The organism is Salinivibrio sp. AR647 (genome assembly GCF_001995415.1).
GTDB classification, from domain to species: Bacteria; Pseudomonadota; Gammaproteobacteria; order Enterobacterales; family Vibrionaceae; genus Salinivibrio; species Salinivibrio costicola.
The window spans coordinates 19,927-35,321 of the sequence record NZ_MUFE01000015.1; the positions used below are offsets into that span (position 1 = coordinate 19,927).

Annotated in this window: 12 protein-coding genes; 8 read left to right on the top strand and 4 right to left on the bottom strand. The window is 50.3% G+C overall.

Annotation, left to right across the window (positions count from 1 at the left end; translation table 11 throughout):
* The first annotated feature begins 13 nt into the window (after positions 1 to 13).
* The gene (hemB, locus tag BZG76_RS14360) at positions 14 to 1,066 is read left to right on the top strand and encodes a porphobilinogen synthase (protein WP_077461859.1); all 1,053 of its coding nucleotides are present in this window, start codon (positions 14 to 16) and stop codon (positions 1,064 to 1,066) included.
* 78 nt (positions 1,067 to 1,144) lie between these two features.
* Here the strand turns inward: hemB and asnC are convergent, their stop codons facing one another.
* Positions 1,145 to 1,606, bottom strand: coding sequence for a transcriptional regulator AsnC (gene asnC / locus BZG76_RS14365; protein WP_021022202.1), 462 nt, complete (start codon positions 1,604 to 1,606; stop codon positions 1,145 to 1,147).
* A 128-nt stretch (positions 1,607 to 1,734) separates the two neighbouring features.
* On the opposite strand from asnC, the gene BZG76_RS14370 reads away from it, so the two are divergent.
* From BZG76_RS14370 to BZG76_RS14385, 4 genes are all read left to right on the top strand, one after another.
* Positions 1,735 to 4,884, top strand: coding sequence for a bifunctional diguanylate cyclase/phosphodiesterase (locus BZG76_RS14370; RefSeq protein ID WP_241824102.1), 3,150 nt, complete (start codon positions 1,735 to 1,737; stop codon positions 4,882 to 4,884).
* A 35-nt stretch (positions 4,885 to 4,919) separates the two neighbouring features.
* Positions 4,920 to 5,699 (top strand): class I SAM-dependent methyltransferase, encoded by a 780-nt coding sequence (locus tag BZG76_RS14375; protein ID WP_021022204.1) that lies wholly within the window; start codon positions 4,920 to 4,922, stop codon positions 5,697 to 5,699.
* Positions 5,700 to 5,996 (top strand): hypothetical protein, encoded by a 297-nt coding sequence (locus BZG76_RS14380; protein WP_077461860.1) that lies wholly within the window; start codon positions 5,700 to 5,702, stop codon positions 5,994 to 5,996.
* Positions 5,997 to 6,335: 339 nt separating this feature from the next.
* Positions 6,336 to 6,689: an Hpt domain-containing protein gene (locus tag BZG76_RS14385; protein ID WP_077461861.1), complete on the top strand. Its 354-nt coding sequence runs from the start codon at positions 6,336 to 6,338 to the stop codon at positions 6,687 to 6,689.
* Positions 6,690 to 6,770: 81 nt separating this feature from the next.
* Here BZG76_RS14385 and gorA read toward each other — a convergent pair whose 3' ends face one another.
* Positions 6,771 to 8,126, bottom strand: coding sequence for a glutathione-disulfide reductase (gorA, locus tag BZG76_RS14390; RefSeq protein ID WP_021022207.1), 1,356 nt, complete (start codon positions 8,124 to 8,126; stop codon positions 6,771 to 6,773).
* Between the two features lie 285 nt (positions 8,127 to 8,411).
* Here gorA and prlC point away from each other — a divergent pair, with 285 nt between their 5' ends.
* A complete protein-coding gene (prlC, locus tag BZG76_RS14395) occupies positions 8,412 to 10,454 on the top strand; it encodes an oligopeptidase A (protein ID WP_077461862.1) in 2,043 nt (680 codons plus the stop codon).
* Between the two features lie 73 nt (positions 10,455 to 10,527).
* Here prlC and gppA read toward each other — a convergent pair whose 3' ends face one another.
* Together gppA and rhlB are read right to left on the bottom strand one after the other, a co-directional pair.
* A complete protein-coding gene (gene gppA, locus BZG76_RS14400; protein ID WP_077461863.1) occupies positions 10,528 to 12,060 on the bottom strand; it encodes a guanosine-5'-triphosphate,3'-diphosphate diphosphatase in 1,533 nt (510 codons plus the stop codon).
* 29 nt (positions 12,061 to 12,089) lie between these two features.
* Entirely contained in the window at positions 12,090 to 13,400 is a 1,311-nt protein-coding gene (gene rhlB / locus BZG76_RS14405; RefSeq protein WP_077461864.1) for an ATP-dependent RNA helicase RhlB, read from the bottom strand.
* 112 nt (positions 13,401 to 13,512) lie between these two features.
* Between rhlB and trxA the strand changes: the two genes are divergently transcribed.
* Positions 13,513 to 13,839: a thioredoxin TrxA gene (gene trxA, locus BZG76_RS14410; RefSeq protein WP_021022211.1), complete on the top strand. Its 327-nt coding sequence runs from the start codon at positions 13,513 to 13,515 to the stop codon at positions 13,837 to 13,839.
* 183 nt (positions 13,840 to 14,022) lie between these two features.
* Positions 14,023 to 15,288, top strand: coding sequence for a transcription termination factor Rho (rho, locus tag BZG76_RS14415; protein WP_021022212.1), 1,266 nt, complete (start codon positions 14,023 to 14,025; stop codon positions 15,286 to 15,288).
* The last annotated feature ends 107 nt before the right edge of the window (positions 15,289 to 15,395 follow it).

Here is a 15,395-nt window from a genome sequence, read left to right on the forward strand (position 1 = left end):
TAAGGAGGATACCGTGGCCGTATCCATTCAAAGCGCCTTTCCTGCACGACGCCTGCGTCGTACACGCAAAACTGATTTTAGCCGCCGTTTGGTGGCAGAACATACACTCTCTGCCAATGATTTAATTTATCCGGTCTTCGTCCTGATGGGCAAAAACCGTCGCGAGCCAGTGGCTTCAATGCCAGGTATTGAACGACTGTCTATCGACTTGCTGTTACATGAAGCGGACTACCTTGCCAAATTGGGAGTGCCCGCGATCGCCCTGTTTCCGGTGATCCCCAAAGATGCTAAAACGCTCTGTGCATCGGAAGCCTTTAATCCGGAAGGGCTAGTGCCTCGTGCTGTGCGCCTGCTCAAAGAGCATGTGCCACAAATGGGCGTGATTACTGATGTGGCGCTTGACCCTTATACCATTCATGGTCAAGACGGTATTATCGACGACGACGGCTATGTGATGAATGAGCCAACCACTGAGGTACTGATCAAGCAAGCCCTGTCTCATGCCGAAGCTGGTGTCGATATTGTCGCGCCGTCGGATATGATGGACGGGCGAATTGGACGTATTCGCGAAGCGTTGGAAGCAAACGGCTATATTAATACCCAAATCATGGCATATTCAGCCAAGTATGCTTCCAACTACTACGGGCCTTTCCGTGATGCACTTGGTTCAGCCGCTAACCTTAAAGGCGGTAACAAAGCCAACTACCAAATGGATCCGGCCAATAGTGACGAAGCCCTCCATGAGGTTGCAATGGACATTGCTGAAGGCGCCGATACCGTGATGGTGAAGCCTGGAATGCCGTATTTGGACGTGGTGCGCCGAGTGAAAAGTGAGCTCAATGTGCCAACGTTTGCCTACCAAGTGTCTGGTGAGTATGCCATGCATAAAGCAGCGTTTGATAACGGTTGGCTGAAAGAGCGGGAAACGGTAATGGAATCACTTCTGTGCTTTAAGCGAGCGGGTGCGGATGGCATTTTAACCTACTTTGCCAAGCAAGTTGCCGAGTGGTTAGCCGAAGACGCGGGCGCGCCATTACCACCGCGGCCGGAAGATACCGTCGGCTAAATGACCACACAGTGTCTCTACGCCCTTGCCATTGGCAGGGGCGTTTTTTTAGTAAGGGCATGAATTACCGCACAAAACTCAAGGGATAACATTGCGGTTGATCGGGTTCTGTAGTGAGATCAGTGTCTCTGTCGATTGGACCTCATCGATGGCCTGCAGTTTATCAATCAATACAAACTGTAACTCCTCGATAGAGCGACACATCAGCTTCACGAAGATGTTATAGGCCCCTGTCGTATAGTAAGCTTCGACTACCTCATCGAGTTGGTTCAGCTTTTCTAGCGCGGAGTGGTAATCGCGCGCCGCTTTCAGATTGATACCAATAAAGCAGCATACGTCATAGCCTAGCTTTTTAGTATTTACCAATATCTCGGTGCCTTCGATAATGCCAGCGGCTTTCATCTTTTCGACACGAACGTGCACGGTGGCAGGGCTGACATTAAATCGCTTTGCCATTTCTGCGTAAGGAACGCGTGCATCATCCAGTAAGGTAGAAAGAATTCGACGATCAAGGTCATCCAGTTTCGGCAATTCGTTCATTGTTTTCGTCTTTTTGTTATAGCGAGGTCTTGTTTTTCGTTAACACGATTGCTTGACCGTTCGGTTAACACCTAATGTAGGGTATCGCGTTGTTTAGTGCGATACCAATCAACCAACAGGAAGTAGATGTGGGGATCAAATACCTTTTAGGCGGTTTACTGTTCTGGGTAGCATTGAGTGTCAGCGCCGCACAAAAAAACGTGCTGGTGGTGCATTCCTATCATCCCAACTTCTTTTGGAACCAAGCTCTGGTCGAAGGACTCGATACTGCCACCGCGGGAGAAGACATTGCGTTTCAACATACTTATCTAGAAATTAAACGTTATCAGTCAGAGGCGTATCGAGAGCAACTCAAAAAACTCTATATCCAAAAGCTCGGGAACCATCAATTCGATGCGATCTTAACCACGGATAATGCCGCACTTTGGTTAATCCATCAGTTGCATGAATATGTTGGTGAAACGCCAGTTGTTTACGCGGGCCTGAATAACTTTGGTCGCCAGCATTATCCGTTGCTCCCTAAGCTAACCGGCGTCAAAGAGGAAGTGGATCTACCGCGCAACTTGGCGTTAATGAAGCGGTTGCACCCTGGTTTAGAGCGCGTTTATGTGTTGCTCGATAATACCTTCTCGAGTCGTCAATACTGGAATGTCGTGCAAGCGCAACTGGCCAGAAACGGTGATTCTGGCATCGACGTCGTGCGCCTTTCTAGTCTCACCTTTTCGGGACTACGCGATAGAATTCAAGCCATGCATGACGGTGAGGCGGTGTTTTATCTTTCCTATTTTAGGGATAGCAACGGACAATTTCTCGATAAACTCAGTGGTATCCGAACGCTCACTCACAATACGCCCGTGCCCATCTATGGTGCCATGAGTTTTATGCTCGGTCAGGGTGTGGTCGGCGGCGTGGTGATAGATGGTAAAAATCAAGGCTACCATCAAGGGAAGCTCCTTCTTAAGACCTTGAGTGGTCAGCTACCCGCCGAACGTGATGGGACCAATATCACCATGTTTGATTACCCGGCACTCAAGCGCTGGCAGTTAGATATTAGCGCGTTTGATGATGTGACGATCACCAATCAACCCGAACCAATATGGCAAACTCATCCGGTGGCTGTGCAAGCGGTCGCCTTGGCTGTTTTGGTACTGGGCAGCGTGATTGTCATGCTAGCCGCGAATATTCGTCAGCTTCGACGCAGTGAGGCATCGTTGATGCGTCACCGGGCGATGCTCAAAGGGGTGTTTGATCAAAGTAATCAACTGATCGCGTTGTTGGATCAAAATGGCATCGTCGTTTCAGGCAACACCAGCTTTTATCAGCTGATCACCGACAGACAGGCGTATGGAGAGCGTCCTTTATGGCTGTGGCCAATTTGGCGTAATCCGGCAAGTTTGGAGCAACACCTAAAACAGATTGGAACCACTCAGCCTCAGCGGTTTGAATTATGTTTAAGCGAAGCCCACCGTGAAGTGATCTTGGACGTGGCAGTGAAAAGCTTTCCCGGTGAACGAGGCCAGCCACGCGTATTACTTGAAGCGCGAGATGTCACCCAACGCAAACAAACTGAAGAAAAGCTCCAGCGCAGCGAAATTGAATATCGTATGCTCTATGAACAACAACCCGTTATTTTGTTAACGGTGGACTACCAGGCGCGCATCCAGTCACTGAACCAATACGCCGCAGATTTATTCGGCCATGAAAAATCGTGCTTGCTGGGCCATAAAATCACTGAGTTGTATGTGAGCGACCAGGCGCCACCCCATCGAATGATTAAACGGGATCAGCATAACCAAGAGCAAGTCTGGCGCCGTGAGATTCCGTATCGAGCCGGCAATGGACACACCTTATGGGTTCGAGAAACCATCCGCGCTATGCATAATCAAACCCAGCTAATGGTCGTGGGTGAAGATATTACCGCGCACCGAGAAATGGAAAACCAGCTGACCTATCAAGCGCATCATGACTATTTGACCGGTCTTTACAACCGTAGCTACTTTGAACAAAAACTGGCCGCGGCATTATTACAAGCTCGAGAAGATGGTGAGTGCCATGCGATGTTCTACATCGATATGGACCAGTTTAAATTAATTAATGATACCGCGGGCCATGAAGCGGGGGATGAGGCGTTAAAACAAGTGGCTCAGATTATCCGTCAGCACTTGCCGGAAGGGGCGGTACTCTCACGCTTAGGTGGTGATGAGTTTGGCGTTATCGCGTATCATCACGCCGCGGAGCAGTCAGTGATCTGGGGGAGAGCCTTGCTGGCGGTGCTTGCTGACAGTGAGTTCTTCTGGCATGGCAGCCGGATGCGCTTAGCGTGCTCGTTGGGGATTCGTCTGCTTGACCGTACCGCGGGTTCGCCTCAACAAGTTCATGCCCAAGCAGACACAGCGTGTTATGCCGCTAAAGATGAAGGCCGCAATCGACTCCACATTTATCACCCCGATGATGAAGAGCTGCAACGCCGAGAGCAAGAAATGGCTTATGTCAGCCATATTCATGAGGCGATCGCGCATGACCGCTTTGACATCTATGCACAACAAATTGTGGATATCCAATCAGATGCGCAAGACACGCTCTACATTGAAGCACTGGTCAGAATGCGCGACACCAAAGGCGGTTGGTTACCTCCTAGTATGTTTATTCCTGCCGCCGAACGCTACAGCATGGCGCATCAACTGGATACGGTGGTGGTAACCAAAACGCTTGCCTGGTTTGATGCGAATCCCGAGCAAATTGCGAAGTTGGGTAAGGTATCGATTAATCTATCGGGCCGGTCGATTACCCAAAGCACGTTCGTTGCTTTTCTCCTTGATGCCATTAAACAGACCCAGGTGCCCAGCGAGTGCCTCTGCCTGGAGATCACGGAAACCGCGGCGATCAGTAATATGAGCAGTGCGATCGATCTGTTTTCTCAGCTTAAAGCACTGGGCTGTACCATCGCCTTAGACGATTTTGGTGCCGGCATTTCTTCGTTTGGCTATCTGAAGCGTTTACCGGTCGATATTATAAAAATTGACGGACAGTTTATCCGCGATATTGAGACTGATGAAACCGACTATGCCATGGTGAAAGCCATTCATGATTTAGCTAAGCAAATGGGAAAACAAACCGTGGCTGAATTTGTTGAAAACGCAGCTATCTTGGACAGAGTCAAAGCGCTTGGCATCGACTATGCCCAAGGTTATCACTTTAGTATCCCGGCGCCGTTGAGCGATCAGGTAAAAAAGTGGCGTCCCAGTCGTGAGACAGTGAAGGAAAAAAACCATCTCTGATATAATCGGACCAGCCCCAGCTGTGGAGATCCGATGTGCAACTCAGTTTGATTTGTGACGCTCTTGAAAAAGACGAAGAATTTGAAAGGCTAAAGTCGAAGTGGTCACTCACTCACGATCCTGATTCATCGTTTGCCCTGGTAATGACACAAACGCATCTTGAACTACGCAAGCGCGATGAACCTAAATTAGGGGCAGTGTTTGTTGACTTTGTGAGCGGTGCGGTCGCCCACCGTCGTAAATTTGGCGGGGGGAAAGGACAAGCGATAGCGAAAGCGGTTGGGCTCAATAAGGGGATCACCCCGCGCGTACTCGATGCCACCGCTGGACTGGGGCGCGATGCGTTCGTATTGGCGTCTTTAGGCTGCTCCGTGCAAATGATAGAAAGGCATCCGGTTGTTGCCGCCTTGCTTGATGATGGCTTACAGCGAGCCTATCAGGACCCCGATATTGGTGCATGGATGCAATCACGGATGACGTTATTGCATGCCAATAGTGAGCAAGCACTGACTGACATGGCAAACATGCCAGGTTTGGTGCGACCTGATGTGATTTACCTTGATCCCATGTATCCCCACAAGAAAAAAGCCGCCTTGGTGAAAAAAGAGATGCGCGTTTTTCAATCTTTAGTGGGGGCAGATAGCGATGCAGATGCCTTATTGCTGCCCGCACTTCAACTGGCCCGCAGTCGCGTGGTGGTTAAGCGGCCGGATTATGCGACGCCGTTAGCGGATAGACCACCGCATTCGATCATCACCACCAAGAAAAACCGTTTTGATATGTACATTAACGCAGCGTTAGGCGCGGAGGCGTAAGTGGCCAAAGCTTTATGTAAATGGCGCAGAGGCGAGGTTGAAGCTAACCTATCCTCCTTGGCAATCATCACCACACCGCCACGCGTGGCTTGTAGTAAATGTGCGCGGGTCGCGAGTGAAAAAGGCTACGTCTGTCGTCCTATCTCGCTAGTGAGTGGTGAAGAAAAGAAAGCGAAGAAAGCGTCTGATCACGCCGCTAAAAAAGCTAAAAAAGCCAAACAAAAAGCAGCCAAGAAAGACAAAAAGGGTAAGGCGGATAAAAAGGCCAGAAAGAAGGCTAAGTCGGATAAACCTTAAATCAATATAAACAGCGGACAAGCAAAAACTCCATGGCGTACCATGGAGTCTTTCAGACTTAATCGAGACCTTTTACCATCAATACGGTTAATAGTCCGGTGATGACTGAAACAATCAGACCGGAAACGATTAGCCAAGGCAACATATCCATCATGATTTGCACTCACTTCTGTTGTTATGATTTGGGGGAAAAGCGAGCATGATTGGACCTGAGTTTAACCACTATCTCAACAGGGTAAACGCAGCTGGTTAACCTTAGTAACAGCTAGAAACAAGATGACTACAAAGTATTCAAAAAGCCCATGTGGCGCATAGGTCTATCAGTACAAAGGATCCAACATGAGTGTCAATCAAGGAAAGGCCGACCTATCGGTTTGGGATAAAGAAGAAGCGTTAAGTCGGTTAATGGACAGTCCGGCGCTTCTTGACGAAGCCTGCCGTATTTTTGTTGAAGAAAGCGAGCAACAGCTTCCGATGATGGAAAGGCAGTTAGCGGAGGCTAATTACGCCGATTTGGTCCGTGAAGCGCATAAAATGAAAGGCAGTGCCAGTAATTTGGCCGCACTAGAGCTGTATCAGAACGCGTTGACACTAGAGCAAGCGGCCAAGCAAGGAGAAGCCGGTCAAGCCACGGCGGCACTGGCGAGTCTTAAAGAAGGCTTGGCTCGCTTCTGTGCGCAGTTGACAGGCTAATTGCTGTAACAAACAATGAATCCCCATAAAAAAACGCCGTGTATCGACACGGCGTTTTGATATGAACCTATCTCGCGCGGCTTAGCGCATGGTAACAAACTCTTCTGACCCGGTCGGGTGAATCGCAACCACGCTATCAAAGTCTGCCTTAGTGGCGCCCATTTTCATCGCCACCGCAAAGCCTTGAATCATCTCGTCGACCGTAAAGCCGATCCCGTGCAGGCCCACCACTTTTTCTTCATCGCCAGCACACACCAGCTTCATTTTGCAGGGTTGACGGTGCTGAGTAACAGCGGTGTACATGGCCGCAAAGCTCGACGTGTAGACTTTTATATTGTCATCGCCATACTTGGCGCGTGCTTCTGGCTCACTCAAGCCAATGGTGCCGATTGGCGGGTGGCTAAATACCACGGTTGGCACCAACTCATAGTCCATTTTGGCATGTGTCTGGCCGTTAAATAGGCGCTCTGATAATAAACGTCCCGCCTTCACCGCAACAGGGGTGAGCTCAATGCCGCCATCCATGATATCGCCGACACAGTGAATATGCGGCACGCTGGTGGTTTGGTATGGGTCGACTTTGATGTAGCCATCTGCCGTGGTTTGAACATCCGTCGCACCCAGGTTGATTTTATCTGTGGTGGGGTGACGGCCAATTGCCCAAATCAAGGTGTCTGTATTGTGGGTGGTGCCGTTTTCAAATGATAGCGTCAGGCTGCCATCGTTCTCTTTGGTAACGGAAACCGGAACATGCTGGGTATGAAGGGTTGGCCCCTCTTTTTCCATTACCTCGACCAAGGTATCTGTCACCATAGGATCGAATGTCCGTAGTGGACGGTCTTTACGCACAAACAAGTGGGTGTCAGAGCCGAGCGCATGTAACACGCCTGCAATCTCCACCGCGATATAGCCGGCACCGACAACAGCCACCCGCTTAGGCTGCTCGGGGAGAGCAAAGAAGCCATCAGAATCGATGCCAAGTTCAGCGCCCGGAATTGTTGGAACAGTGGGCGTGCCACCGACCGCAATTAAGAAGTTATCGGCGGTGTAATGCTCACCATCAACCTCAACCGTGTTGTTGTCGACAAAGCGCGCAAACCCACGGATGACATCGATGTTGTTTTTATCTAAAACATTGTCGTAGGCCTTATGGATGCGGCCGATATAGGCTTCACGGTTATTAACCAGTGTTGACCAGTTAAAGCCTTTCACATCCACATCAAAACCGTAGTCTGACGCGTAGAGGTTAAGCGCTTCTGCGACTTGGGCGCCATGCCACATCACTTTCTTTGGCACACACCCTACGTTGACGCAGGTGCCGCCTAGGTGTTTTGCTTCAATAAGGGCGACTTTAGCACCGTGCATCGCGGCACGGTTGGCAGAGGCAATACCGCCACTACCGCCACCGATACAGATATAGTCGAAATGCTTCGCCATGTCTTTCTCCATCTTATAGGCACAGGGTGCCACTGGCTTTTATGTCGAGGTCAGCTTGTCCTGTTTGGTGGCGCTTGTAAAGCCACCCACTCTGACCTTCTGAGTATTAGCATACCAAACCGTCAGTGAGGCAGCAGTCTCAGAATCATTTTGTAACGCTCGCAATACAACTTGCTTGAGTCCAAAGGATTGAAAAGTCCCCCTCGAGACGGCATATACACCGTATTGTTTATATATTCCTAGGGCTCGCTTCGTGAGCACCTTATCAGCAAAAAGGAAGGCACTATGTCCAACCCGCTACTTCAATTTGAGGATTTACCTCCGTTTTCGGCGATTAAGCCTGAGCATGTTAAGCCGGCAGTGGAAGCCGCTATTGCTGACTGTCGCCAAGCTGTCGATGCCGCTGCAGGCACTGACCAAGCTAACTGGACCACTGTTTGCGTACCGGTGACTGAGGCCGAAGATCGGCTAGGCCGGATCTGGTCACCGGTCAGCCATATGAATGCGGTGGTCAATAGCCAGCCATTACGTGAAGCCTATGAAAGCTGCTTATCGTTATTATCTGAGTATTCAACATGGCGCGGGCAGCACAAAGGTTTGTATCAAGCATACAAAGCGATAAAAGAGAGCGCCGAATTTGAGACCCTAGAGATTGCTCAGCAAAAAGCCATCACCGATGCGCTGCAAGATTTTGAACTCTCGGGCATTGCCTTGCCGGTGGATCAGCAGCACCGATTTGGTGACATTCAAAAGCGTTTGTCTGAGCTTTCCTCTTCATTTAGCAATAATATACTTGATGCCACCATGGGATGGACCAAGTTGATTTCTGACGAGAGTGAACTCGCAGGTTTGCCTGAGTCCGCGCGCCAGGCGGCGAAAGCGCAAGCAGAGGCAAAATCGCAGCAAGGCTATTTATTTACCCTGGATGTCCCCTCGTACCTGCCTGTGATGATGTATTGCGATAATCGTGCACTACGTCAACAAATGTATGAAGCCTTTACCACGCGTGCTTCTGACCGCGGCCCGCAAGCGGGGCAGTGGGATAATTCCGAGCTGATGAATGAGTCGTTGCGCTTAAAATACGAACTGGCACGTTTGTTGGGCTTTAATAGCTACAGCGAACTGTCGTTGGCGACCAAGATGGCAGAAACACCAGACCAAGTGATGGGCTTTTTGAATGATTTGGTCGACAAAGCCCGCCCTCAAGGTGAACGCGAGTTTGCCGAAGTGAAGGCGTATGCCAAGCAAGAATTTGGCGTCGATACCCTTGAGCCTTGGGATATTCCGTATTACAGCGAGAAACTCAAGCAAGCGCGTTATACCATCTCCGATGAGGCACTCCGCCCTTACTTCCCTGAAGCGCGAGTGCTCAATGGTTTGTTCGAAGTGATGAAACGTGTGTTCGGTATGACGATTACCGAGCGTAAAGGAATCGACACGTGGCATGAAAGTGTGCGCTTTTATGACATTCATGACAGCCAAGGGACGCTGCGTGGCAGCTTCTATTTGGACTTATACGCGCGGGAGCATAAACGTGGTGGCGCGTGGATGGATGAATGCCGGGTGCGTCGTCGCAAAGCGAACGGTGAACTGCAAACACCGGTGGCGTACTTAACCTGTAACTTTAATCCGCCAGTGGGTGACGATCCGGCGTTGTTTACCCATGATGAAGTGGTCACCCTGTTCCACGAATTTGGTCATGGCATTCATCATATGCTGACGCAAATCGACGTGGCTGATGTCTCCGGCATTAATGGTGTGCCTTGGGATGCGGTAGAGTTGCCGAGTCAGTTTTTGGAAAACTGGTGCTGGGAGCAAGAGGCGCTGAGCTTTATTTCGGGGCATTACCAAACCGGAGAAGCGCTTCCTGAAGACATGCTGGAAAAAATGCTCGCGGCGAAAAACTTTAACTCAGCCATGGGAATGTTGCGTCAGCTCGAGTTTAGTTTGTTTGATTTCCGTCTATTCAGCGAGTTTGATCCGGATGTGGGCCCGCGGATCATGGAAACGCTAAATGCGGTGCGTGAGCAAGTCTCAGTGGTGCCGACGCCTGAATGGAACCGCTTTCCGCATGCTTTTGGGCATATCTTTGCGGGCGGATATAGTGCAGGTTATTACAGCTATAAATGGGCTGAAGTACTCTCGAGTGATGCCTATTCGCGTTTTGAAGAGGATGGGATCTTTAACCGTGACACCGGTGAAGACTTCTTAAACCATATTCTTAGCCGCGGGGGCAGTGAAGCACCGAAAGACTTGTTTGTTCGCTTTAGAGGTCGCGAGCCAAGCCCTGAGGCGTTATTGCGTCATAGTGGGATTGCAGCGGCTTAATTGCCCGCTGAGCTGATTGACAGCGCCAAGGATAAAAAGGCTCACACCATCAAGGTGTGGGCCTTTTGTTTTGCTAAAGGTGTGTGTGCGATAGAGCGTGAGCGTCTTGAGCGTGCACGACGAGTGGCTGTCCAAGGCTTGATTGACGCAGCGCCTCTTGCTCTAGTTCCGCGCGTAACAGTGGGCTAGCGTCAAGCAGTGTGGTATCTAACGCCAAAGTGAGTGCGTCGCCGTCAGCATTGAGTCCGATCATTGGCCGAACGCGACTGTCGCGACGATGGCATAAAATCACAGCTACGCGTAGTAGTCGGAGGAGACGGTTGGCACTGGTGGTGGACAAGGCATGTTGGCCATCAATGCATACCAGTTGTTCACGGTAATAGCGTAACAAGGTGGCAACCAGTTGTTTTTGTGCACGGGTAAAGCCAGGTAAATCGAGATGAGTAATTAAATATGCGGCATGGTCGCCATCATGTTTAAAGCCAATGCTCAACCCGATTTCGTGCACGCAGGCTGCCGCATGGAGCAGGCTACCGGCTTCCGGCTCTGGAATCCATGACGCGGGACATTGATGAAGTAATTCAAGTGCGGTCGTAGCCACATTGATCCCGTGGTCCTCATCAAGCTGATAGCGGGATTGGATGCTAGCTATGGTGCGCGCACGAATATCACTGTGACGCATCGCGGTCATCATTTCGTACACCAAGCCTTCACGTAGCGCCCCGCCGGCGAGGGTCATGCGAGTAACCTCTAAACACTCAAAAATGGCAATCAAGATGGACAGACCACTCGGAAAAACCAAGGCCCGCTCGAGCGTTAACCCCTCAATATCCAGTGCGTCCATTTGCCCGCAGGCAATCGCTTGATCGCGCAGTCGGTGAAGCTTTTCCAAGGTGATGACTTCATCCATCCCTTGGGTCACCATAATTTCTTGCAGCGCTTGTACCGTGCCGCTGGCGCCAACACAACAGTCCCATCCCAGTTCGCGATACTGAGCTATCAACGGGGTCAACTCTGCTTTCGCACCGGCGATCGCTTTCTCAAAAGCGGCTTGGTTGAGGACGCGATCGGCAAAGTAGTCTTCTAAAAAAGTCACGCACCCCATATTAAGGCTTTGTAACAAGGTCGGTTCAAACTGCTCACCGATAATCAGCTCGGTGCTAGCCCCGCCAATATCGACGACCAAGCGTTTACCCGGGCCACCTGAGGTGTGCGCCACCCCTTGGTAAATGGTGCGCGCTTCTTCTTCGCCCGAGATAATCTCGATAGGGTAACCCAGTAAAGTATTTGCCTTGGCTAAAAAGGCATCAGCGTTACTGGCACGGCGCAGCGCAGCGGTCGCGACCACGCGAATATTGTCCGTGTTAAAGTCTTGCAAGCGTTCGGCGAACAGAGCCAAACAATCCCAGCCGCGTTGCATGGCTTCATCGCTGAGCTGTTGTTGGTTATCCATCCCAGCGGCGAGACGTACTTTTCGCTTTATTTTGGCAAGGGTTTGAACACTGCCGGCCACTTGGCGCACCACCAGCATATGAAAGCTGTTGGAGCCTAAATCAATCGCGGCGTACAGCGTCGGTGTTGATGTTGTATTTCCGTGACCACTCATGATGCGCTCTGACCTATGTTTCTTTTCTGTTATGCCGACTTTTGTGGACGGCGGCGCTGCCGGTTGCGGTTGTTGCTGCTGCCTTTATTATTGCTGCTGCCGCTCTTGTTGTTACTACGACGCTGCGTATTCGGGCGTTTAGCCATTTTCTTTGGCGGCGGCAGATCCTTCAATAGCGCGTTACGATCAAATTCGCTGACCGGAATACTGTGCTCAATGTACTCTTCAATCGCCGGTAAGTTTATCGCGTACTCTTCACAGGCAAAGCTAATTGAGCTGCCACTGGCGCCGGCTCGTCCTGTACGGCCAATGCGATGGACATAGTCTTGCGCATCATCGGGAAGGTCATAGTTAAAAACGTGGGTAACCAAAGGAATATGTAATCCACGTGCTGCCACATCGGTGGCAACGAGCAGATCCAGTTCGCCGTTAGTAAACTGCTCTAAAATTTTAACCCGCTTTTTCTGAGGGACGTCGCCAGTGAGCAGACCTACGCGATGATTATCGGCGGCTAAATGGGCCCAAATGGATTCGCAGCGATGCTTGGTATTGGCAAAGATGATGGCGCGCTCGGGCCACTCTTCTTCAATGAGGGTTTGTAGCAGCGGCATTTTTTCTTTGTTGGATGGCTGGAACAACTCTTCTTTGATGCGATGGCCAGTAATTTGCTCTGGCTCCACTACCACGTGTTCAGGGTTAGTCATGTGTTCAAAGGCCAGCTCTTGTACACGATAGGACAAGGTCGCCGAAAACAGCATGTTTAAGCGCTGGTTGGGGGCCGGCATACGGTTAAACAAAAAGCGAATGTCTTTGATAAAGCCCAAATCAAACATACGGTCGGCTTCATCCAGCACCACTGCCTGAATGCTGTGCAAATCGATAATTTTCTTTTTGTGGAAGTCGATGATACGACCACAGGTGCCGATTAATATATCAACCCCTTGTTCCAACGTTTGTTGCTGTTTATCGTAACCTTCACCACCATACGCGAGACCGGCGGTGATTGAGGTATTCGCCAAAAGCGGTTCAGCATCGTTATAGATCTGAATCGCCAACTCACGCGTAGGAGCTAATATGATGGCCCGCGGTTGATTTTGTTTACGCGATGCGGGGACATCGGTCGTGAGGAGGTGATGAAACGTCGCAGCGAGGAACGCCAGGGTCTTTCCTGTCCCTGTTTGCGCCTGCCCTGCAATGTCTTGGCCGGTGAGCAGGACCGGCAATGCCAATGCCTGGATAGGAGTACATTCAGTAAACCCCTTGGCATCCAAGCCTTTAAGAACATCGGCGTGCAAGCCGAGCTCGGCAAATTTCTGCTCTGTGATATGCGTCATTTTCATCCGGATAGAATATCAGCTTAGGCTTGCAATACGGAAGCGAATCCAGTCAAATAGTCCCATAATTTACTGGTCGCAATTTAGCCAGTAACTAAAACATGTATTGGAGTAAAAGATGAGCGACAAAATTATGCAGCTAACCGACGACAGCTTTGAGGCAGACGTTCTAAAAGCTGCAGGACCTGTTTTGGTTGATTTTTGGGCAGAATGGTGTGGTCCATGTAAAATGATTGCACCGATTTTGGACGAAATCGCCGAGGAGTATGCAGGTAAAGTCACCATCGGAAAACTGAACATTGACCAGAACGCAGGTACTCCGCCTAAGTTCGGCATCCGTGGTATCCCAACACTGCTACTCTTTAAAGATGGCAGCGTGGCAGCAACTAAAGTTGGTGCTGTGTCAAAAACTCAACTGAAAGAGTTTCTTGACGCTAACCTGTAATGTTAAAGTAACCGTCGCTGCCTCACAGCGGCGGTTGTTTTTCTGTCAACTAGACGATACCCCATTTAGGTGCTACCTTATTGCACGGAATTTGTACTTCTGTTCATCTCTCGAACATGCCACTGGTCTCGACACGCTAACTAATTTCAGACCTCAACTTTGACAAACAAGACACTCACCACTATGAATCTTACCGAACTGAAGACTCAACCCGTCTCGACGCTGGTTGCGCTTGGCGAAAGCATGGGACTTGAAAACCTGGCTCGCTTGCGTAAGCAGGACATTATTTTTTCGATCCTCAAACAGCACGCAAAAAGCGGTGAAGATATTTTTGGCAATGGCGCGCTGGAAATTCTTCAAGACGGGTTTGGCTTCTTGCGCAGCGCAGACAGCTCGTATTTGGCCGGCCCTGATGATATTTATGTCTCGCCCAGCCAAATCCGGCGCTTTAACCTGCGCACAGGCGATACCATCGCGGGTAAAATTCGGCCGCCGAAAGACGGCGAGCGCTACTTCGCGCTACTAAAAGTTAACCAAGTTAACAGCGACAAACCCGACAATGCCCGCAGTAAAATCCTTTTCGAAAACTTAACCCCATTACACGCGAGCGAGCGGATGGTGATGGAGCGCGGTAACGGCTCTACCGAAGACATCACCGCCCGTGTCCTCGACTTGGCTTCGCCTATCGGTAAAGGCCAACGTGGTTTGATTGTGGCACCGCCGAAAGCGGGTAAAACCATGTTGCTGCAAAATATTGCTCAAAGCATTGCGTTTAACCACCCTGATTGCGAACTGATGGTGCTTTTGATTGACGAGCGTCCGGAAGAAGTGACCGAGATGCAGCGTCTGGTTAAAGGGGAAGTGGTTGCCTCGACCTTTGATGAGCCAGCTAACCGACACGTGCAAGTTGCCGAAATGGTGATTGAGAAGGCAAAACGTCTGGTTGAACATAAAAAAGACGTGGTGATCTTGTTGGATTCGATCACGCGTTTAGCCCGCGCTTACAACACGGTTGTGCCATCATCGGGCAAAGTATTGACCGGTGGTGTGGATGCCAATGCTCTCCATCGTCCTAAGCGTTTCTTTGGTGCGGCGCGTAATGTGGAAGAAGGCGGGAGCCTGACTATCATTGCTACCGCGCTGGTGGATACGGGATCGAAGATGGATGAAGTGATCTACGAAGAATTTAAAGGGACAGGTAACATGGAACTGCACCTTTCGCGTAAGATTGCGGAAAAACGTGTTTTCCCTGCCATTGACTTCACCCGCTCAGGCACCCGCCGTGAAGAGCTACTTACCAAACCCGATGAACTGCAAAAGATGTGGATTTTAAGAAAGATCATGCATCCAATGGGCGAGTTTGAAGGGATGGAGTTCTTGATTGGTAAATTGGCGATGTCCAAAACCAATAATGAGTTCTTTGATGCCATGCGGCGGCAAAACTCGTAACGGCTAACGCAATAGTGTTAAGCACTGCGCATTCGCAGTGCTTTTTTATTGCTCACCCAAGGCCCAGCTCGCACAATAGACGTGACCAAGGAAAGGTGGCGCCGAAC